The organism is Streptomyces sp. (assembly GCF_035644915.1).
Lineage (GTDB): Bacteria > Actinomycetota > Actinomycetes > Streptomycetales > Streptomycetaceae > Streptomyces.
Window position 1 is genome coordinate 1 of sequence record NZ_DASQNP010000031.1, and the last position, 19,863, is coordinate 19,863.

At 73.5% G+C, this 19,863-nt stretch carries 23 protein-coding genes; 10 read left to right on the forward strand and 13 right to left on the reverse strand.

Translation table 11 applies throughout. The annotated features are described in order from the left end of the window. Both VE546_RS03875 and VE546_RS03880 read left to right on the forward strand, forming a co-directional pair. Positions 1 to 772: helix-turn-helix transcriptional regulator (locus VE546_RS03875; protein ID WP_324918319.1), on the forward strand; the 772-nt coding region annotated here is incomplete at its 5' end. Further along, entirely contained in the window at positions 769 to 984 is a 216-nt protein-coding gene (locus VE546_RS03880; RefSeq protein WP_324918322.1) for a DUF397 domain-containing protein, read from the forward strand. The genes VE546_RS03875 and VE546_RS03880, both read left to right, overlap by 4 nt. Before the next feature lie 33 nt (positions 985 to 1,017). On the opposite strand, the gene VE546_RS03885 is transcribed toward VE546_RS03880, so the two are convergent. From VE546_RS03885 to VE546_RS03895, 3 genes are all read right to left on the reverse strand, one after another. Further along, a complete protein-coding gene (locus VE546_RS03885) occupies positions 1,018 to 1,989 on the reverse strand; it encodes a folate-binding protein (RefSeq protein WP_324918325.1) in 972 nt (323 codons plus the stop codon). Positions 1,990 to 1,998: 9 nt separating this feature from the next. After that, the gene (locus tag VE546_RS03890; protein ID WP_324918328.1) at positions 1,999 to 2,478 is read right to left on the reverse strand and encodes a transcriptional repressor; all 480 of its coding nucleotides are present in this window, start codon (positions 2,476 to 2,478) and stop codon (positions 1,999 to 2,001) included. Between the two features lie 85 nt (positions 2,479 to 2,563). Next, entirely contained in the window at positions 2,564 to 3,127 is a 564-nt protein-coding gene (locus VE546_RS03895) for an FABP family protein (protein ID WP_324918330.1), read from the reverse strand. 361 nt (positions 3,128 to 3,488) lie between these two features. Between VE546_RS03895 and VE546_RS03900 the strand changes: the two genes are divergently transcribed. Further along, the gene (locus VE546_RS03900) at positions 3,489 to 3,851 is read left to right on the forward strand and encodes a DsrE family protein (RefSeq protein WP_324918396.1); all 363 of its coding nucleotides are present in this window, start codon (positions 3,489 to 3,491) and stop codon (positions 3,849 to 3,851) included. 168 nt (positions 3,852 to 4,019) lie between these two features. Here VE546_RS03900 and VE546_RS03905 read toward each other — a convergent pair whose 3' ends face one another. The 7 genes from VE546_RS03905 to VE546_RS03930 form a co-directional block, all read right to left on the reverse strand. Continuing rightward, on the reverse strand, positions 4,020 to 4,307 hold the full coding sequence (locus tag VE546_RS03905) for a DUF1416 domain-containing protein (RefSeq protein ID WP_324918333.1): 288 nt from the start codon (positions 4,305 to 4,307) through the stop codon (positions 4,020 to 4,022). A 56-nt stretch (positions 4,308 to 4,363) separates the two neighbouring features. After that, positions 4,364 to 5,212: a sulfurtransferase gene (locus VE546_RS03910; RefSeq protein WP_324918336.1), complete on the reverse strand. Its 849-nt coding sequence runs from the start codon at positions 5,210 to 5,212 to the stop codon at positions 4,364 to 4,366. A gap of 161 nt (positions 5,213 to 5,373) precedes the next feature. Beyond that, positions 5,374 to 5,457, reverse strand: a complete 84-nt coding sequence (locus VE546_RS27925; RefSeq protein WP_414720397.1) for a putative leader peptide — start codon at positions 5,455 to 5,457, stop codon at positions 5,374 to 5,376. Positions 5,458 to 5,744: 287 nt separating this feature from the next. Further along, positions 5,745 to 6,431, reverse strand: coding sequence for a DUF2993 domain-containing protein (locus tag VE546_RS03915; protein ID WP_324918339.1), 687 nt, complete (start codon positions 6,429 to 6,431; stop codon positions 5,745 to 5,747). Positions 6,432 to 6,594: 163 nt separating this feature from the next. Beyond that, the gene (locus tag VE546_RS03920) at positions 6,595 to 7,740 is read right to left on the reverse strand and encodes a hypothetical protein (protein ID WP_324918342.1); all 1,146 of its coding nucleotides are present in this window, start codon (positions 7,738 to 7,740) and stop codon (positions 6,595 to 6,597) included. Beyond that, positions 7,737 to 8,003, reverse strand: coding sequence for a MoaD/ThiS family protein (locus VE546_RS03925; RefSeq protein WP_324918345.1), 267 nt, complete (start codon positions 8,001 to 8,003; stop codon positions 7,737 to 7,739). Before VE546_RS03925 ends, VE546_RS03920 begins: the two co-directional genes overlap by 4 nt. 12 nt (positions 8,004 to 8,015) lie before the next feature. Further along, the gene (locus VE546_RS03930; RefSeq protein ID WP_324918349.1) at positions 8,016 to 9,035 is read right to left on the reverse strand and encodes an alpha/beta hydrolase; all 1,020 of its coding nucleotides are present in this window, start codon (positions 9,033 to 9,035) and stop codon (positions 8,016 to 8,018) included. A gap of 129 nt (positions 9,036 to 9,164) precedes the next feature. On the opposite strand from VE546_RS03930, the gene VE546_RS03935 reads away from it, so the two are divergent. The 5 genes from VE546_RS03935 to VE546_RS03955 all read left to right on the forward strand — a co-directional run bounded on the left by VE546_RS03935 (position 9,165) and on the right by VE546_RS03955 (position 14,348). Then, a complete protein-coding gene (locus VE546_RS03935) occupies positions 9,165 to 9,986 on the forward strand; it encodes a response regulator transcription factor (RefSeq protein WP_324918352.1) in 822 nt (273 codons plus the stop codon). Positions 9,987 to 10,009: 23 nt separating this feature from the next. After that, positions 10,010 to 11,035: a LacI family DNA-binding transcriptional regulator gene (locus VE546_RS03940; RefSeq protein ID WP_324918355.1), complete on the forward strand. Its 1,026-nt coding sequence runs from the start codon at positions 10,010 to 10,012 to the stop codon at positions 11,033 to 11,035. Between the two features lie 106 nt (positions 11,036 to 11,141). Then, positions 11,142 to 12,182, forward strand: coding sequence for a S1C family serine protease (locus VE546_RS03945; protein ID WP_324918358.1), 1,041 nt, complete (start codon positions 11,142 to 11,144; stop codon positions 12,180 to 12,182). A gap of 16 nt (positions 12,183 to 12,198) precedes the next feature. Further along, a complete protein-coding gene (locus VE546_RS03950; RefSeq protein WP_324918361.1) occupies positions 12,199 to 12,948 on the forward strand; it encodes a response regulator transcription factor in 750 nt (249 codons plus the stop codon). Next, a complete protein-coding gene (locus VE546_RS03955; RefSeq protein ID WP_324918364.1) occupies positions 12,945 to 14,348 on the forward strand; it encodes a HAMP domain-containing sensor histidine kinase in 1,404 nt (467 codons plus the stop codon). Before VE546_RS03950 ends, VE546_RS03955 begins: the two co-directional genes overlap by 4 nt. Here VE546_RS03955 and VE546_RS03960 read toward each other — a convergent pair. After that, positions 14,345 to 14,710 carry a DUF4180 domain-containing protein gene (locus VE546_RS03960; protein WP_324918367.1) on the reverse strand — a complete coding sequence of 122 codons (366 nt, stop codon included), beginning with the start codon at positions 14,708 to 14,710 and terminating at the stop codon, positions 14,345 to 14,347. The two genes, VE546_RS03955 and VE546_RS03960, sit on opposite strands and share 4 nt — an antisense overlap. Before the next feature lie 189 nt (positions 14,711 to 14,899). Next, positions 14,900 to 16,762 (reverse strand): bifunctional metallophosphatase/5'-nucleotidase, encoded by a 1,863-nt coding sequence (locus VE546_RS03965; RefSeq protein WP_324918370.1) that lies wholly within the window; start codon positions 16,760 to 16,762, stop codon positions 14,900 to 14,902. Between the two features lie 142 nt (positions 16,763 to 16,904). Between VE546_RS03965 and mshD the strand changes: the two genes are divergently transcribed. Continuing rightward, positions 16,905 to 17,816 (forward strand): mycothiol synthase, encoded by a 912-nt coding sequence (mshD, locus tag VE546_RS03970; protein WP_324918372.1) that lies wholly within the window; start codon positions 16,905 to 16,907, stop codon positions 17,814 to 17,816. Between the two features lie 16 nt (positions 17,817 to 17,832). On the opposite strand, the gene VE546_RS03975 is transcribed toward mshD, so the two are convergent. Then, positions 17,833 to 18,534: a helix-turn-helix domain-containing protein gene (locus VE546_RS03975; protein WP_324918375.1), complete on the reverse strand. Its 702-nt coding sequence runs from the start codon at positions 18,532 to 18,534 to the stop codon at positions 17,833 to 17,835. A gap of 238 nt (positions 18,535 to 18,772) precedes the next feature. Here VE546_RS03975 and VE546_RS03980 point away from each other — a divergent pair, with 238 nt between their 5' ends. Continuing rightward, positions 18,773 to 19,729 carry an NAD(P)-dependent alcohol dehydrogenase gene (locus VE546_RS03980; protein WP_324918399.1) on the forward strand — a complete coding sequence of 319 codons (957 nt, stop codon included), beginning with the start codon at positions 18,773 to 18,775 and terminating at the stop codon, positions 19,727 to 19,729. Positions 19,730 to 19,863: the final 134 nt, after the last annotated feature.

The window sequence follows — 19,863 nt, forward strand, 5'->3', positions numbered from 1 at the left end:
GGAACTGCGGACGCTGCGCACCGAACGGGGCGACAGCCTGCGGAAGTTGGGCGAGGTGCTGGGATGGGACTGGTCGCTGTTCGGCAAGATGGAGAGCGGCCAGACCATCGGCAGCCCGGAGGTCGTCCAGGCCCTCGACCAGTACTACGACACGCCGGGCCTGCTGCTGGCACTGTGGGAACTGGCCGCCGGGGACACCACCCAGTTCCGCGAGCGGTACCGCCGCTTCATGGCGCTGGAGGCCGAGGCGGTGAGCATCCAAAAGTACGTGCCCAATCTTGTCCCGGGACTGCTCCAAACTGAGGCGTACGCCCGTGAGATGTTCAAACTGGGCGGTCTGTCCTCCGGTGCGGAGTTGGACCAACAGGTGGACGCGCGAATGAGCCGCAAGGACGTACTGACCCGCGACGAGGCGGTTCAATTCCGCGCGATCATCGATGAGGCCGTACTGCGTCGGCCGTTGCCGGACACCGAGGCGTGGCGCGACCAGTTGAAGCACCTGGACGAGGTGACGAGGCGCCGGAACGTGACGATCCAGGTGCTTCCGTTCTCGGCAGGCCCGTGCGAGTTGGCCAACACGGACACAGCACTCCTACGACTCCTGGACGGCCGGACGGTCGCCTGGGTGGAGACCGGATACAACGGAGAACTGATCGAGGAGGCGGCCAAGGTCGAACGGCTCATGGTTGACTACGACCGGTTGCGCGACCATGCTCTGTCCCCGCGTGACTCAGCGGAGTTCGTACTCCATCTCCTGGAGGAGCTTCCATGACTGCCCCCCAGCACGGGATAACCGCCGCCCGGTGGCGCAAGTCCAGCTACAGCAACCAGGACGGGGGCGACTGCGTGGAGGTCGCCGACAACCTCCCCGGTGCCGTCCCGGTCCGCGACAGCAAGGACCCGCAGGGCCCGGCCCTGGTCTTCGGGCCGGGCGCCTGGTCGTCGTTCGTCGCCGCCGTCAAGGGCGGGCGGCTCACCGCCTGAATCCGCGGCGGTCCGTACGTCGTAAGGCCGGGCCTACGGCTCGACCACGACCTCCTGGGCCGCCGCCGTGTCGCCCGCCAGCAGTTGCGCGTCCACCGGGACGTTCCGCTTGACCAGGGCCAGGGCGATCGGGCCCAGCTCGTGGTGGCGGGCCGAGGTGGTGACGAAGCCGAGCTGCCGCCCCTCCTCGCCGTCCGACGCCAGGCGGATCGGGGTGCCGTGGCCGGGGAGGTGGACCTCGCTGCCGTCCAGGTGCAGGAAGACCAGCCGGCGCGGCGGCTTCCCCAGGTTGTGGACGCGCGCCACGGTCTCCTGGCCCCGGTAGCAGCCCTTGTTCAGGTGGACGGCCGTGCCGATCCAGCCCACCTCGTGCGGGATCGTCCGGTGGTCGGTCTCCAGGCCCAGCCGCGGCCGGTGCGCCTCCACGCGCAGCGCCTCCAGCGCCAGCACGCCGATCACCGGGCCGTGGGCGGCGGCGAAGGACTCCAGCTCGCCGCGCGGCAGGAACACGTCCCGCCCGTAGGGCGTCTCGCGGACGACCGCCCCCTCCGGCGCCTCGGTGATGGAGCCCGCCGGGAGGTGGACCACGGCGTACTCGTCCGTCACGTCGGCGATCTCGACCCGGTAGAAGAACTTCATGCTCTCCAGGTACGCGACCAGCGCCCCCTGGGTGCCCGGTTCCACGTGCATCCAGACCGTGGTGCCGTCGTCGACCAGGTAGAGCGCGTGCTCGATGTGGCCGTGGGCGGAGAGGATCAGCGCCTCGGTGGCGCGGCCGGGCTCCAGCTCGCTCACGTGCTGGGTGATCAGCAGGTGCAGCCAGCTCAGCCGGTCCTCGCCGCTGACCGTGACCACGCCGCGGTGCGACAGGTCCACCAGACCGCCGCCGTCCGCGAGGGTGCGCTGCTCGCGGAAGAGGTCGCCGTAGTGGGCGGCGACGCCTTCGTCCGGGCCCTCGGCGGGGACGGCGCCGGGGAGCGACAGCAGGGGGCTCTTGTACGACATGTGGCCAGCCTACGACTCCGCGTCGCCCGCGTTCCCGGCGCTCTCGCCGTCGGCGTCAGCGTCGCCGGACCGCTCGGCGTCGCAGTCCCGGCACCGGCCGAAGATCGCGAAGTGCTTCATGTCGGTGTCGAACCCGAACTCCTTCCGCAGCCGCTCGGTGAAGTCGGCGGCGAGGGAGATGTCGGCCTCGATCACCTTGGTGCAGTCCCGGCACACCAGGTGCATGTGGTCGTGCCGGTCGGCCAGGTGGTAGGTGGGTGCGCCGTGGCCCAGATGGGCGTGGCTGACCAGCCCCAGCTCCTCCAGCAGCTCCAGCGTGCGGTAGACGGTGGAGATGTTGACGCTCCCCGCCGTGCGCCGCACCTCGGCGAGGATGTCCTCCGGGGTGGAGTGCTCCAGCTTGTCCACGGCTTCCAGCACGAGCTGGCGCTGCGGCGTCAGCCGGTATCCGCGTCTGCGTAGGTCGCTCTGCCAGTCGGTGCTCACCACACGGCCAGTGTAGGAGGGCGCCGCCGGGAGCGGGCCGTACGAGGAGAGGAACCGGACCCGGTACGGCGGCGCCCGGAGGGGGCCGTCACTTGAAGAAGGCGATCCCGTCGTCCGGGAGGTCCTTGAGGTCCTTCGCCCACTCGCTCGGGTCGACGACCTTCTTCAGGTGGGCCGACATGTACGGGCGCAGCGGCGTCTTGGGGGTGGCCATCTCGCCGACCCACATCAGGTCGCCCTTGACGTAGCCGTACAGGCGCTTGCCGCCGGAGTACTCGCCCGCGGAGGAGAGCCGGGCGACGGCGTCGGTGACCAGGTCGATCTGGGGCTTCTTCTCGGCCATCTCGCCGTACCAGACCTCGGCGACGCCCTGGTCGCGGATCATGACGACCTCGACCTTGCGCTCCTTGTCGATCCGCCAGTAGCCGCTCTCGGTCTCCAGCGGGCGGACCTTCTCGCCGTCGGAGTTCAGCTCCCAGGTGTGCGAGACGTACTCCAGGAAGTCCCGGCCGTCGTGGGAGAAGGTCACCTCCTGTCCGAAGTTGCACTGCTCGCGCCCGGGGAAGTCGGCGACGCCCGCTCCCGCCCAGTTGCCGAGGAGGAAGGCGAGGGGGACGAGGTCCGGGTGGAGGTCGGACGGGATCTCGATCATGGGGTGCTCAGGCGATCTGTCGAGGGATACGGAGGTACGGACAGGGGGTGGCCGTCCGGCGGGTGGATCAGCGCTGGCCCTGGTAGAGCTTCTTCACGGTCAGGCCCATGAAGGCGAGGACGCCGACGCAGACCAGGACCAGCAGCACGGTGAAGAATGTCTCAAGCACGGGAGCGCTCCTCGTGGGCTTCGCACGGACGAACGGGCCGCAGGACGGCCCGCCGTCGAGTCTAGTCCGCCCGCGACGGGGCGGTGCTGTGAGGTGCGCCGCCCCGCCGACGACGGCGCGAGGGCGGAAGGCCGTGCCCGCTCCGGTCCCGGTCGGATCGCGACGGCGGCTACCGTGGGCCGCATGGCAGCCATGTCGAAGAAGCTCGTGATCAAGGTGACGGCCGGGGCGGACGCGCCCGAGAGGTGTTCGCAGGCCTTCACGGTGGCGGCGGTGGCCGTGGCCAGCGGGGTGGAGGTCTCGCTCTGGCTGACCGGGGAGTCGGCGTGGTTCGCGCTGCCGGGCCGGGCGGCGGAGTTCGAGCTGCCGCACGCCGCGCCGCTGCCGGAACTGATCGACGGCGTCCTGGCCGGCGGGCGGATCACGCTGTGCACCCAGTGCGCGGCGCGGCGCGGCATCGAGGAGAAGGACGTGATCGAGGGGGTCCGGATCGCGGGGGCGCAGGTCTTCGTCAGCGAGATCATGGGCGAGGGCGTGCAGGCGCTGGTCTACTGACGCCGGACGAGAGCCGGACGGCGGCGGACGGCGGCCCGACGGCAGCCTGACGGCGGCCCGGCGGTACGGCGGAGGCCGCGCCCCGGGTGGTGTCCAACCCTCGCAGGGCGCGGCCTCCATGCCGTCCGCGGCGGCGGGTCCGCTGTCCACCCCGCCGCCGCACCGCGGTCACACGGCGATGGCGACCTCCGCCAGACCGCCCTTCTGGGCGACGACGGTGCGGTCCGCGGTGCCGCCGGGAACCAGGGCGCGTACGGTCCAGGTGCCCTCGGCGGCGTAGAAGCGGAACTGTCCGGTGGCGGAGGTCGGGACCTCCGCGGTGAACTCGCCGCTGCTGTCCAGCAGACGGACGTACCCGGTGACGGGCTCGCCGTTACGGGTCACCTGGCCCTGGATCGTCGTCTCGCCGGGCTTGATGGTGGAGGCGTCGGGGCCGCCTGCCTGTGCTCCGCACATGTCTCGGTGTTCTTCCTTCGGAGTCGATGGGGGAGGGGTGGGCCCGAACGGGCGGCTCAGCCGTTGTCCTTGCCGGTGCCGAGCTCGATCGGCACGCCGACCAGCGAGCCGTACTCGGTCCACGAGCCGTCGTAGTTCTTGACGTTCTGCTGGCCCAGCAGCTCGTGGAGCACGAACCAGGTGTGGGCCGAGCGTTCGCCGATGCGGCAGTAGGCGATGGTGTCCTTGCCCAGGTCCACGCCCTCGGCCTGGTACAGCTCCTTCAGCTCCTCGTCGGACTTGAAGGTGCCGTCGTCGTTGGCCGCCTTCGACCACGGGATGTTGCGGGCGGTCGGGACGTGGCCCGGACGCTGCGACTGCTCCTGCGGCAGGTGGGCCGGGGCGAGCAGCTTGCCGCTGAACTCGTCGGGGGAGCGGACGTCCACCAGGTTCAGCTTGCCGATCGCCTCGATGACGTCGTCGCGGAAGGCGCGGATGGAGGTGTCCTGCTCCTTCGCCTTGTACTCGGTCTTCGGGCGGGAGGGGACCTCGGAGACCAGCTCGCGGGCGTCCAGCTCCCACTTCTTGCGGCCGCCGTCGAGGAGGCGGACGTCCTCGTGGCCGTAGAGCTTGAAGTACCAGTAGGCGTAGGCCGCGAACCAGTTGTTGTTGCCGCCGTAGAGGACGACGGTGTCGTCGTTGGCGATGCCCTTCTCGGACAGCAGCTTCTCGAAGCCGGCCTGGTCCACGAAGTCGCGGCGCACCGGGTCCTGGAGGTCGGTCTTCCAGTCGATCCGGATGGCGTTCCGGATGTGGTTCTTCTCGTAGGCCGAGGTGTCCTCGTCCACCTCGACGATGACCACCTTGGGGTCGTCGATGTGGGCTTCGACCCAGTCGGCGTCCACCAGGACGTCACTGCGGCTCATGATCTCTCCTCCGGAGGGCAGGTGCTCGGGATGTGCGGTGGGTGTGCGTGCGCGGCGTCGCGGGCGCCGGGCGGGCACGCACGGCGCTGTACGTCGCGGAGCGGGAGACAGCGGATTGCGCGGCTGCGATCCGGGCTGCGCGGAGGCAGCGAGGTCAGCCGTCAGAGGACGGCGCGACAGAGCATGGCGGCGACACGGCACAGATCGACTGCCCGTCGCTTGGTGAGAACCGCCTGTCGCATCATGGGTCCGATCGTAGGGACGGAAGGGCGGGCGTGTCACCGCCATTCCGGATCATGAGATGCGAATGCCCGGAATCCGAGACGATTGCCGGGGTGCGGGGCCCGCTCGGACGGGTGTGCGGACGGCCTCGGGAGGGTTTCTGAGGTGCGGACTCGGGTGTCTCGGTGGGTGGACGCCGGGCCTGCCCGGACCCGCCCGCAACCGGCCGGACCCGCCCGGGGCCGGCCCGGAGAGTCCGGGAAGGGCGGCCGGGGCGGGTCTGCGGGACGTCCGGCGGCTGCCCGGTCGGCTACCCGATCAGCGCCACGTCCTCGCCCCGCAGGTGCAGCACCACGCCCTTGTCGTCCACGTCGACCTTCTCCAGGCGCAGGCCCTGCGGAAGCCCGGTGACCTCCAGGTTCCGGTCGATCTGCCCGCGGACGACGTCCTCCGCCACCGGGACGTCGGGGAGTTCGTCGGCGCGCACCGAGATGGTGTCGCCGTCCCGCACGCCCACCGTGCTGTACAGGGTGAGGTCCAGGAGGGGAACCTTCGCCTCCAGCTTGACCTGGTTCCGGGCGGCCCGCTCCGGGCCGGCGTACCCGATGACGGCGCCCTTCCGGCCCACCTCGGTCAGGTCCTGGTAGCTGATCCGCGCGCTGCCGGTGGCCCGGTCGGCGACGGCCGAGGAGAAGTTGTTCTCCAGTCGCACGTCGCGCAGGTTCACGTCCACCTCGGTGACGTCGATCTCCTGGCCGCCGACCTGGACGGTCAGCCCGTCCAGCGTGGCGTCCACCGACTCCAGTTCCTTGCCGAGGACCTGCGTCAGGAACGGGAAGCCGTGGACCTCCACCGAGGGCTGCTCGCTCAGGCCCCGGGCGCTCTTGATCCTCGACGCGGCCTCGTCCTCGGCGAGGTTGACCGCGAGCCGGTCGGCACCGACGAACAGTCCTCCCAGAATGACCAGGAATATCAGCAGTGTCCGCAGTGCGCGCATCGTGGCGGTCCCCCCAGGGTGGCCGAGTCGGTCGGGCTGGTCCAACGGGCTGGTCGAACGGGCTGATCGGTCGTGCCGATCGGTGGTGCCGATCGGATCGGTCGACCAACTGATCGACGCCGACAGGAGCCGATCGAGTTCCGGCGAGCCTAACCCGAGGGGGCTACGCCAGGGCCCTGCCGAGCAGGTACACCGCCGGTACCGCGGCGGTCAGCGGCAGCGCCACGCCCGCCGTCATGTGGACGAAACGGGAGGGGAAGTCGTAGCTCGCCACCCGCAGCCCGATCAGCGCGCACACCCCGGCCGCCAGCCCCAGCACCGCGCCCGCCGTGCCCAGGGAGGTGAACTGCCCGGCCGCGATGCCCGCGCCCGCGGCGGCCAGCACGGCGACGCCGAGGGAGAGCACCGACGGCAGCGGCAGCGCCCGGGCGAGCGTGGCGGCGGCCACGGCGAGGGCGCCGACCGTCACCGCGTGGGGCTCGGCGGCCAGGAAGCCGCCGGCGAGTACGGCGAGGGCGGTGGAGGCCACCCCGGCGGTGAGGGCGTACAGGCGCTCGTCGGGGGAGCTGTGGTTGCGCAGTTGGAGCGCGAGGACCAGCACGCACCAGACGCCGAGCGTGCCGATGGCGGCGATCGGGGCGTGCTCGGCGCCGGCGGTCAGCAGCGCGACGTCGGCGGTGACGCCCGCGAGGAACGCCAGCGCGATGCCCTGCCGGGCGGGCCACATCCCGTTGAGCCGGTACCAGCCCGCGGCGGTGACCGCCTGGAGCAGCACCACGGGGACGGCCAGGACCGGACGGGGGAACGCGGCCGCGCCCGCGAGCAGCACGGCCAGGACGGCGGTGAGGGCGGCGGGCAGCAGGCCCGGCGGGATGATCGGGTCGCCGGTGCGGCGCGGGGCGGGGGCGCTCGCCGTGGCGGTGGCCGTGGCGGTCGAACCGGTGGTCCCGGCGGCCCCGGCTGCTTCCGCGGTTCCGGGCGCCGGTGCGTCCGCCGCCGGTCCGCCCCGCTCCGGCGGCAGGGGACCGGGGCCGGGGTACTGGGGCGGCAGGGAGGCGGCGCCCTGGGGGACGCCGTAGGAGCCGGGCGCGCCGTACGGGCCGGGCGGCGGGCCGTACGGCTGCCCGCCGTACGCCTGCTCCCCCTGCCCGCCGTACGGCTGCTCCCCGTACGACCCGTACTGCTGTCCGCCGTACGGCTGCTCCCCGTACGCGCCGTACTGCTGACCGCCGTACGGGTCGTACGGTTCGCCCTGGGGCTGCTGCGGCAGCGGGTGCTGAGGGTGGTGCGGATACTGCTGGTCGGTCATCGGGAGCCTCCCGCGAAGGGGGGAAGCACCTCGACGGTGCCGCCCTCGGACAGCCGGACGAGTTGGTGGTCGCGCCTGCCGACCGGTTCGCCGTCCACCAGGAACGAGCAGCGCAGCAGCACCCGGTCGAACTCGGGCCGGTCGGCATGCCGTTCGCGCGCCCCGGCGAGCGCCTCGGCGAGCGTATGGGCTTCGTACCGTTCCTCGGTGATCCCGGCGGCGGCCTTGGCCGCGGCCCAGTAGCGGATCATGCCGCTCGGCATGGTGGTTCCCTCTCAGCCGTCCGTCGTACCGCCACCATGATGGCGTGTCGGCCGACCGGTCCGTGCCGTCGCCCAGGAGCCGATCCGGTCCAGCAGCTCCGGGGGCGCGGCGTTCTCGGCGTGCCCGAACCCGGGCTCGATCCACAGCTCCGTGGACGCCGGGTCGGCGGCCCCGGCCAGCGACAGCGGGTGGTCCAGCGGGAAGTAGGCGTCCCGGTCGCCGTGCACCACCAGCAGCGGCACCGGGGCGATCAGCGGCGCCGCCTCCACCGGCGACAGCGGCACCGGGTCCCAGTCCCGGTGGTGGATGCGGGTGCGCAGCCCGTACCGGGAGACCAGCCGTCCGACGGGCCGCTGGATCACCCAGTGCACCCTGCGCATGGCCGGGGTGCCCCGGTAGTACCAGCGGGCGGGTGCGCTCACGGCGACCACCGCATCGGTGTGTGCGCCCGCGCGCCCCCGGTGCGCCTCGTATGCCTCGTGTGCCGGGCCGTCGCCTCCGCCGGGGTCCGCCGGGCGGTACAGCGCCGCGTGCCGCACCACCACCGAGCCGCCCATCGAGAAGCCCACCGTCGCCACCCGCGGGTGCCCCAGCGCGCGGGCCCAGCGCACCGCCGCCGCCAGGTCCAGCACCTCCCGGTCGCCGACCGTGGAGCGTCCCCCGGAGCGGCCGTGCCCGCGGAAGGAGAACGTGACCACGCCCGCGTACCGGGCGAGGGCCTGTGACACCCGCCGCACCGCGGGCCGCTCCAGCGAGCCGGTGAAGCCGTGTGCGACGACGATCGCGAGCCCTCCCGGAGCCGCTCCCCCCGCCTCTCCCGCTTCCGCCGCTCCCGTGTCCCCGTCCCCGGCTCCGGCCCCGTTCAGGCCCGTGCGGGGCCGGTACAGGGCGTCGATGCCGACCCCGTCCTCGGTCCGCAGGCGCCGTCGCAGGGGCGTTCGCGGCGGCCTGTGCGCCTCCGTGCGCCCGCCACCTTCGGTGACCGGGCCGACACGGAAATGCCCTTCCGCGCCCTCCGCATCCTCAGCCATGTGGGATATTGTCGATGACGTGAAGGATCCGGGCAGGGCCGCCCCCGGGTCCTTTCCTGCTTTTCGGAGCGCCGTACGAAGCAGTGCCGCACACGTTCTCCGGCGGGGAACGGGGAAGGACTCGACGTCATGAGCTCGCTACTCCTGCTGACCAACGCCCTCCAGCCATCGACGGAAGTCCTGCCCGCGCTCGGCCTGCTGCTGCACAACGTCCGGGTGGCCCCGGCCGAGGGGCCCGCGCTCGTGGACACCCCCGGCGCCGACGTCATCCTCGTCGACGGCCGCCGCGACCTGCCCCAGGTGCGCTCCCTGTGCCAGCTCCTGCGCTCCACCGGACCGGGCTGCCCGCTGATCCTGGTGGTGACCGAGGGCGGGCTCGCGGCGGTCACCGCCGAGTGGGGCATCGACGACGTCCTGCTGGACACCGCCGGCCCGGCCGAGGTCGAGGCCCGGCTCCGCCTGGCCATGGGGCGCCAGCAGTTGGCGGGCGACGACAGCCCGATGGAGATCCGCACCGGCGACCTCTCGGTGGACGAGGCCACCTACAGCGCCAAGCTCAAGGGCCGGGTGCTGGATCTGACCTTCAAGGAGTTCGAGCTGCTGAAGTACCTGGCGCAGCACCCCGGCCGGGTCTTCACCCGCGCCCAGCTCCTCCAGGAGGTGTGGGGCTACGACTACTTCGGCGGCACCCGTACGGTCGACGTCCACGTGCGGCGGCTGCGGGCGAAGCTCGGCCCCGAGCACGAGGCGCTGATCGGCACCGTCCGCAACGTCGGCTACCGCTTCGTGCTGCCGGAGAAGAAGGAGCCCGACCCGGAGGAGAAGAAGGCGCAGGAGGAGGCCAGAGCGGTCACGGACGCCGCCGAGCGGATGGCCCAGGACGCGGCGAACGGCGCGCCGGAGCCCGAGGACGGGGTGCGGGCGGCGGCTTCTCGCCGGGGAGGCAACTGACACATCGCGCGTAGACTGCCCGCGTGGCGAAGGTGACGCGGGACGATGTGGCGAGGCTGGCGGGTACGTCGACCGCGGTCGTCAGCTATGTGATCAACAACGGTCCCCGGCCGGTCGCCCCGGCCACCCGGGAACGGGTGCTCGCGGCGATCAAGGAGCTGGGCTACCGGCCGGACCGGGTCGCGCAGGCGATGGCCTCGCGCCGCACCGACCTGATAGGGCTGATCCTCCCCGACGCCCGGCAGCCGTTCTTCGCGGAGATGGCGCACGCGGTCGAACAGGCCGCCGCCGACCGCGGGAAGATGGTGCTCGTCGGCAACTCCGACTACCTCGACGAGCGCGAGGTCCACTACCTGCGCGCCTTCCTCGGCATGCGCGTCTCGGGCCTCATCCTGATCAGCCAGGGCCTCAGCGAACGCGCCGCCGCCGAGATCGAGGCGTGGGACGCGCGCGTGGTGCTGATGCACCGGAGGCCCGAGGCGATCGACGACGTGGCCGTCGTCCTCGACGACGTCGGCGGCGCGCAACTGGTCACCCGGCACCTGCTGGAGCACGGGCACCAGTACGTGGCCTGCCTGGGCGGCGTGGAGTCCACCCCCACCGTCGGCGACCCGGTCACCGACCACGTGGAGGGCTGGCGCCGGGCGATGAAGGAGGCGGGCCGCTCCACCGAGGGCCGGCTCTTCCAGTCCCTCTACAACCGCTACGACACCTACCGCACCGCGCTGGACCTGCTCAGCGGCCCCGACCGCCCGACCGCGCTGGTGTGCGCCACCGACGACCAGGCCATCGGAGTGCTGCGCGCGGCCCGGGAGCTGGGCATCGACGTGCCCGGCGAGCTGGCGGTGGCCGGCTTCGACAACATCAAGGAGGCGGCGCTGACCGACCCGCCGCTCACCACGGTGGGCTCGGACCGCGAGGCGATGGCGCGGGCCGCGGTGGACCTGGTGCTGGACGACGGGCTGCGGGTGACGGGCTCGCGGCGCGAGCGCGTCCGCCAGTTCCCGGCGGGGCTGGTGGTGCGCCGCTCCTGCGGGTGCGGGGGCTGACGGCCCGTCCGGTCCCGCCGGCGGCGTCCGCCGGCCGTCCCGGCTCTTCCCGGGGTCTCAGCCCGTTCTCAGCGGATTCTCATCTCGGGTGCGCACAGTCGATGGCATGAGCAGCGACCACGACACGCACTCCGCGCACCCGCCCCGTCCGCCGTATGCGCCGGTGCCGCCCGGAGCGGCCCCGTACGGACCCCCGCCCCCGGAGTCCGCCCCGCCGCCCGCGCCGGGCTCCGGGCCGGACTCCGGGCCGGACCGCGCGCCCGGGGCGCCCGCCCGGCGGCGGGCCCGCCGCCCGGTCGGGCTGCTGGCGGCCGTGGCGATCGTGTCCGCCGCGATCGGCGGCGGCACGGCGACCCTGGTGGACCAGGCGTACGGCGACGGCCGCGCCCCCGCCACCGCCTCCGCGGTCCCCGGCGCCAACGCCTCCGCCTCCGGCACCACCGTCGCGGACGTGGCCGCGGCCGTCGCCCCGAGCGTCGTGGAGATCGCCGCCACCTCCCCGTCCGGCTCCGCGACCGGCTCCGGCGTGGTGATCTCCGACGAGGGCGAGATCCTCACCAACAACCACGTCGTCTCCGGCGCGGCGTCCGTCGAGGTCACCTTCCACGACGGCCGCACCGCCCGCGCCGAGGTCACCGGCACCGAACCCGACCTCGACATGGCGCTGCTGAAGGTCGAGGGCGTCGACGGCCTGAAGCCCGCCGTGCTCGGCGACTCCGACGCCGTCCGCATCGGCGACCGGGTCGTGGCCTTCGGCTCCCCCGAGGGCCTGTCCGGCACGGTCACCAGCGGCATCGTCTCCGCCAAGGACCGCGAGGTCACCGTGGAACGGGAGGACGGGGACGGCGGACGGCCGCGCGGCGACGGCGCCTGGCCGTTCGAGTTCGGCGGCGGCCAGTACAACGGCGAGGTCGGCCCGGAGACCACCACCTACAAGGCCATCCAGACCGACGCCTCCCTCAACCCCGGCAACTCCGGCGGCCCGCTGGTCACCATGGACGGCAAGGTCATAGGGATCAACTCGGCCATCCACGACAACGCCTCGGCCACCGGCGGCAAGGCGGGCAGCGTCGGCCTGGGCTTCGCGGTCCCGGTCAACGACGTCAAGCGCATCCTGGACGACCTGCGCGCCGGCGGCGGACGGTGATGCGACACTCCCGTCCATGACCCCCACCGCCACGCCCACCCCCGGCCCGGCACCCGCGCGCGTGCTGATCGTCGACGACGAGCCCGCCGTACGGGAGGCGCTGCGCCGCAGCCTGGCCTTCGAGGGGTACGAGACCGAACTCGCCGCCGACGGGCTGGAGGCCCTGCGGCAGGTCGAGGCGTACCGGCCCGACCTGGTGATCCTGGACGTGCTGATGCCGCGGATGGACGGGCTGACCGCCGCCCGGCGGCTGCGCGCGAACGGCACGACCGTCCCCATCCTGATGCTCACCGCGCGGGACACCGTCGGCGACCGCGTCACCGGCCTGGACGCGGGCGCGGACGACTACCTGGTCAAGCCGTTCGAACTGGACGAGCTGCTGGCCCGCATCCGCGCCCTGCTGCGCCGCAGCTCCTACGCGCGGGAGCAGGCGGGCACGCGGGACACCGAGGTGCTGTCCTTCGCGGACCTGCGCATGGACCTCACCACGCGCGAGGTCACCCGCGGCGGACGGCCGGTGGAGCTGACGCGGACGGAGTTCACGCTGCTGGAGATGTTCATGGCACACCCGCGCCAGGTCCTCACCCGCGAGCAGATCCTCAAGGCGGTGTGGGGCTTCGACTTCGAGCCCTCCTCCAACTCCCTGGACGTGTACGTGATGTACCTGCGCCGCAAGACCGAGGCCGGCGGCGAACCGCGCCTGGTGCACACCGTGCGCGGCGTCGGCTACGTGCTGCGGGACGACCCGAGGGGCCCGGGACGGTGACCGGCCCGCTCCGCGGCCTGCCCCTGCGCACGCGCCTGGCCCTGCTGGTCGCGGCCGCCGTGGCGGTCGCGGTGGCGGCGTGCGCCACGGCGGCCTGGTTCCTGGTCCGGGCGCAGCTCGTGGCATCCCTGGACGACGCCCTGCGCGACAACCGGGTGCCCGACCGCCTCGTCGTCCAGCTCGTACGGGCCGGGCAGTGCCGGGCGGTGCCCGAGGAGCAGCGGCGGGCGGTGCCCAACCTCTTCGACTCCACGGTGCAGATCGTGGACCGCAACGGCACGAGCTGCATGGTCTTCGGGCAGCAGCCGCTGCCGGTCGCCTCCTCGGACGTGGCGGTGGCCCGCGGCGAACGCCCGGAGGCCCTGCACACCGTCACCGCGGACGGCACCGAGTACCGCGTGCTGACGACCCCGCTGGAGGGCACGTCCGCCGCCGTGACCGCGGCCCGGCCGCTGGCCGAGGTCAACGGCGCCCTGGAGACCCTCGCCCTCGTCCTCGGCCTGGTCGCCGCCACCGGCGTGCTCGGTGCGGCGGGCGCCGGCGTCCTGCTCGCCCGCGCGGGCCTGCGGCCGGTGGACCGGCTCACCGGCGCGGTCGAGCACGTCGCCCGGACCGAGGACCTGGCCGTCCGCATCCCCGTGGAGGGCGACGACGAGATCGCCCGCCTGTCGCGCTCCTTCAACGCGATGACCGCCGCCCTGGCCACCTCCCGCGACCTCCAGCAGCAGCTCATCGCCGACGCCGGGCACGAACTGCGCACCCCGCTGACCTCCCTGCGCACCAACATCGACCTGTTGGTGCGCAGCGAGGAGACCGGCCGCTCGCTGCCGCCGGAGGACCGCCGGGCGCTGCTGGAGTCCGTACGCGCCCAGATCACCGAACTCGCCGCGCTCATCGGCGACCTCCAGGAACTCTCCCGCCCCGACGCCGCCGCCGGCGGGCACCTCGAGGTGGTCGGCCTCCACGAGACCACCGGGCGCGCCGTGGAACGCGCCCGGCTGCGCGCCACGGGCATCACCGTCACCTGCGAGCTGACGCCCTGGTACGTGCGCGCCGAACCGGCCGCCCTGGAGCGGGCGGTGGTCAACCTGCTCGACAACGCCGTGAAGTTCTCCCCGGCCGGGGGGACGGTCGAGGTCACCCTCGACGGCGGCGTCCTGCGCGTGCGCGACCACGGCCCGGGCATCCCCGAGCACGAACTCCCCTACGTCTTCGACCGCTTCTGGCGCTCCCCGTCCGCCCGCAGCCTCCCCGGCTCCGGCCTGGGGCTGTCCATCGTGGCCCGCACCGTCCGCCGCAGCGGCGGCGAGGTCGTCCTGCGCCCGGCGGAGGGCGGCGGCACCGAGGCCGTCCTCCGCCTCCCGGGCGCCCCGGTGCCCCCGCCGGACCACCCCCTCTAGGTCTTGAGCCGCTCCTCCAGCTCCTCGGTGTCGGCGACGAACCACGTCTGCCGTCCGCGGTTGCACTCGCGGACGAAGTCCCGCAGCGCCGGACTGGCGGCCGTGTGGGCGGAGACGTCGCCGAGGACGACGAGGCCCAGGCGGTAGTTGGCGAACTTCTGGACGATGTCCCCGGCGACCCGGCTGCGGAGTCGGAAGAACTCCTCGGCGAACCGCCCGGCGGGGACGGCGACCCACCGGGCGCCCTGGTACGTGGCGTCGCCGATCAGGTCCAGGGCGTCGCGCTCATCGCCGATGGTCCCGCCCTTGGCGGCGCACATCAGGACGGGCACGCCGTGGATCGTTCGCAGGGTGTTCTCCATGCCGGCCGAGCCTAGTTCCGGGCACGGTCGGCGGCGACGCGATTTCCGCGGCCCCGGACGCGGAGACGGTGAGCGGAAACGCCGCCGACCGGCGCGGGGCCGGTCGGCGGCGTTGTGGGGGGAGTTCCGCGGGCCGGAAATCGGGGAAGCGGCCCGCGGAGGAGGGTCATCCGGCAGGGGTGGTGGGGGTCACCGGACGACCGTGATCCGGTCCGCCGCCGGCGCGTCGAGCGGGTCGGCGGCGGAGGAGTTGGCGGTCAGGTAGTCCTGGAGCGCCGCCAGGTCGTCACCGCCCACCAGCGGGTCGGTGCCCTTCGCCAGCGTGGCGAAGCCGTCGCCGCCGCCCGCCAGGAAGGAGTTCACCGCGACGCGGTAGGTGGCCGACGGGTCGATCGGCTCGCCGTTCAGCCGTACCGAGCCGGCGACGACCCGGTCCGCGCCGGACCTGGTGAGGTCGAGGGTGTAGGTGAGGCCCGCGGAGACCTGGAGGATCTTCGGGGACGCCTCGTTGGCGCCGCCGACCTGCTCGCGCAGCACCGCCAGCAGTTGCTCGCCGGTGAGCGTGGTGAGGTTGACGGTGTTGGAGAAGGGCTGGACGGTGAAGCCCTCGGCGTACGTCACCACGCCGTCGCCCTCGCCGCCGGAGGCCGCGTACACCAGGTCGGCGCGGATGCCGCCGGGGTTCATCAGGGCCAGGTCCGTCTCCGGGTCCAGCTTCCGGGCGTGGGCGAGCTGCGCGTCGGCGATCAGGTCGCCCAGCGGGGACTCGGGCGCGCCGGTGGCACGGCCGCTGACGATGTCCTCCGAGATCCAGCCGATGGGCCGGTTCGCGACGGGCTCGGCCAGCGCCTTCCAGTAGTCGATCAGCTTGGTGAGGTCGGGCGCCTTCTCGCGCTCGCGGTGGACGACCCGGTTGGCGCCCGTCACCGAGGCCCGCACGATGTCCCGGGTGCGGCGGTCGTACTCCATGGTCAGCTCGGTGAAGAGCCGGCCGTAGGAGGCGGCGGAGGTGACCAGGCGGTCGTTGCCCCTCGGGTCGGGGATGGAGCAGACGTACGGCTGGTGGGTGTGGCCGGTGATCAGCGCGTCCACGCCCGCGTCGGTCCTGCGGGCGATGTCCGTGATCGGGCCGGAGAGGTGGGCGCCGTCCTCGCCGCAGTCGGCGTTGTACGCGGTGGAGGCCGGGGTGCCGCCCTCGTGGACCAGCGCGATGACGGCGTTGACGCCCTTGCGCCTGAGCTCCTTGGTGTACTTGCCGATGGTCTCGGCCTCGTCGAGGAACTTCAGGCCCTTGACGCCCTCGGCCGAGACGATGCCCGGGGTCCCCTCCAGGGTGACGCCGATGAAGCCGACGTCGACGCCCTTGATCCTCTTGACGGTGTAGGGCGCCAGCAGCGGCTTGCCGGTCTTCTCGTCCACGACGTTGGCCGCCAGGATCGGGAAGTCGGCGCCGCCGAAGGTGCGGCCGTCGGCGTAGCAGCCGTCCTCGGGGTGGCAGCCGCCGTCCTGGAGGCGGCGCAGCTCGTCCTTGCCCTCGTCGAACTCGTGGTTGCCGACGCCCACCACGTCCATGCCCAGCGCGTTCATCGCCTCGATGGTGGGCTCGTCGTGGAAGAGGCCCGACAGCAGCGGGCTGGCGCCGACGATGTCGCCGGGCGCGACGGTCACCGAGCGGGAGTGGCCCTCGCGGGCCTCGCGCAGGGCGGTGGCCAGGTACTCGACGCCGCCCGCGTCGATCTGCTCGGTGGTGCCGTCGGGGTGCTGGTGGGTGACGCGGCCGGAGGAACCGGTGGGGGGCTCCAGGTTGCCGTGGAAGTCGTTGATGGCGAGCACCTGGAGGTCGACGGTGCGCCCGTGGTGCCCGCCGCGGTCGCCGTGCGCGCCGGGCCCTGCCGGAGACTCTGCCGGGGACTCTGCCCGGGGCGCGGGCTGGGGCGTGGTCTGCGCGGCGGCGGGCATGGCGGCGGCGAGCGCGCCGACCGTCAGCAGACCGGCCGCCGCGGCGGTGAGTCCGCGGGAGAAGGCGGGCCGCCTGGGTGGAGTGGGCACCATCTGTCCCCTTCTGTTCCCTTGTCGGGGCCGGGAGTTGGCCGAGTGGTGAGGGGCAGCCTAGGTCAACGCGCGTAGCGTGTCATGGTTCCGGAGGTAACCGACAGGTTTCGATGCCGTGTGCCTTTCTCCGTAGGCTTCCTCCATGAGCGAAGTGGTGGTTGTGGAGGAGCTGACGGCCGAGGCGGTACGGGACGCCCAGGCGCTGATCGACGATGCGGCCCGGGCGGACGGCCAGTACGCCGTGTCCGAACAGGGCCGGCTCAACCTGCGCGGCGGGCGCCGGGAGGGCGTACGGCACCTGCTGGTGTGGGAGCGGGGCGAACTGGTCGGATACGGCCAGTTGGAGGACACCGACCCGGTCGAGGCGCCCGCCGGGGAGTTCGTCGTCCACCCCGACCACCGGCGCCGGGGCCACGGCCGCGCGCTCGGCGGCGCGCTGCTGGACGCGTCGGACCGGCGGCTGCGGGTGTGGGCGCACGGCGGCCACCCGGCCGCGCGGCACCTGGCCCGGCTGCTGGGCCTCAGCCTCTTCCGCGAACTGCGGCAGATGCGGCGCCCGCTGACGGACCTGGACCTGCCGGAACCGGTGCTGCCGGACGGGGTGCGGCTGCGGACCTTCGTCCCCGGCCGGGACGACGCCGCCTGGCTCGCCGCCAACGCCGCCGCCTTCGCCCACCACCCCGAACAGGGCGGCATGACCCAGCGCGACCTGGACGACCGCAAGGCCGAACCGTGGTTCGACCCCCACGGCTTCTTCCTCGCCGTGCGCGACGACGGACGGGGCGGCGAGGAACTCGTCGGCTTCCACTGGACCAAGGTCCACAGCGCCGACCAGCTCGGCGAGGTCTACGTCGTCGGCGTCGTCCCCGGTGCCCAGGGCGGCGGCCTGGGCAGGGCGCTGACGGTGGCCGGCCTGCGCTACCTCGCCCGCGACCGCGGCCTGCCCACCGCGATGCTCTACGTGGACGCCGACAACAAGGCGGCCGTGACGGTCTACGAGCGGCTGGGCTTCCGCATCCACGAGGTGGACCTGATGTACCGCACGGAGGGCTGACCGCCCTCCGCGCGGGCTATGCGCGGGCCGCGCCCCGTGCCGTCTTCGGCGGCACCAGGTGGTGGAAGCCGACCGGGGCCGGCGGCGGCAGCGGGCCGGCCGGTGCGGCGCGGTCGGCCCGGAACGCCTGGAGCAGGTAGGCGACGAGCCGGCGGGAGGCGGCCGCGGCGGCTTCGGGGGACTCGGCGGTGATGCCGTTGTTGGCCATCAGGACGAGCGCGAGGTCCGACGGGTGGAAGTCGGCGCGCAGCCGCCCGGCCTCCTGGGCCCGCCGCGTGAGCGCGGCGAAGCCCCGCTCGGTGCGTATGCGCTGCCGTTCGAAGTCGATCGCGTCGGGGAACGCGGCGAGGAACGCCGCGGCGAACCCGCGGCTGGCCATCTGCGCGGCGCACAGCTTCTCGACGACCGTGCGGAAACCCCGCCACGGGTCCGGATCGGCCAGCGCGGCGTCCACGACCGAGGCGCACTCCGTGAACTGCTCGATGAACACCTCCCCGATCAGCGATTCCCGGGTGGGGAAGCGCCGGTAGAGGGTGGCCACCCCCACGCCCGCGCGGCGGGCGATCACGGCCATGGGCACATCGAGCCCGCGCGTGGAGAACGCCTCCCGGGCGGCCTCGAGGATGCGTTCGCGGTTGTGCCGCGCGTCCGCGCGCAGCCGCTCCCGCTCCGCTCCGGCGGCCGTGCCGGGCGCCATCCGAGATGAACCAGCAGGCATGTCTCTCACATTACCCATAAGTGGACGGGATCGTCCGGTTACCGCCGTAGCCTGGGGGCCAGTGGAATTCCGCCGGCGACGCGGAGCGCTTCCCGCTCCCGTCCCTCGCTCCGAGCGACACGGCACCGGCATGCGGTGCACGACGACCCGGGGCCCGTGCCGGCACTGCCCCCGGGCGGCAGTGCCGGTACGGGTCCCTCACCGACGACACGAGGGAACCACGGGAATGGCGAGTGAGATGCGTGCGGCCCTGTACGACGGATACGGGCCCCCGGAGGTGCTGTACGAGGGCAGGGTGCCGAAGCCGGCCCCCGGGCCGGGAGAGGTGCTGGTGCGCGTCCGTGCCGCCAGCGTGAACGGCGGCGAGCTCCTGGCCCGGTCCGGCAGGATGCGGCTGGTGGCGGCCATGACGGGCAGGGGGTTCCCCAAGCGCACCGGGCTCGACTACGCCGGCGAGGTCGCCGCCGTGGGGCCCGGCGTCTCCGGCTTCGGCACCGGGGACCGGGTGTGGGGCGTGATGCCCAGGACGTTCGGCAGCGCGGCCGAGTTCGTGGCGGTGCCCGCGCAGCGGCTGGCCCCCGCGCCGGCCGGGATCGACCCGGTCCAGGCCGCCGCCCTGCCCGCCGTCGGCACGACGGCCCTCATCGCGCTGCGCGACAAGGCCCGCCTCCAGGCGGGGGAGCGGCTGCTGGTGCGCGGCGCCGCCGGCGGGGTCGGCAGCGTCGCGGTCCAGCTCGGGCGGGCGTACGGCGCGCACGTCACCGCCCTGGCCAGGGCCGCGCACCTGGGCTTCGTACGCGACCTGGGCGCCGACGAGGCGTACGACTACGCGCGCACGGACGCCGCCGACCTGGGACCGTTCGACGTCGTCCTCGACACGGTCGGCACCCGGCTCGGGGACTACCGCGGGCTCCTGACCCGGACGGGACGCATGGTGGCGATCGCCTTCGACAGCGAGCGCGCGCTCGCGTCGCTCTCCTCCATCCTCGGCTCCGCCGTGTTCGGCTCGCGGCGCATCCGGTTCTTCAGCGGCAACCCCGGGAGCGAGCTCCTCGCCGAGCTGACCCGGCTGACGGAGAGCGGCGCGGTCCGGCCCGTCGTGGACGGCGTCTTCCCGCTCGCCGACATCGCCGGGGCGCACCGGACCCTGGAGGCCGGGGGCGTCCGCGGGAAGGTGGTGGTCGCCGTCGCGTGAGCGCCCGCGGGCGCGGGGACCGCAGACGTGCGGACCGGGGGCGCGCGGAACGGGCCCGCACCGTGAACGGCGGTGCGGGCCGGGGCACCCGCGCGCAGGGCGGGGATCGCCTGGCCGCCATGTCGGCTTAACCG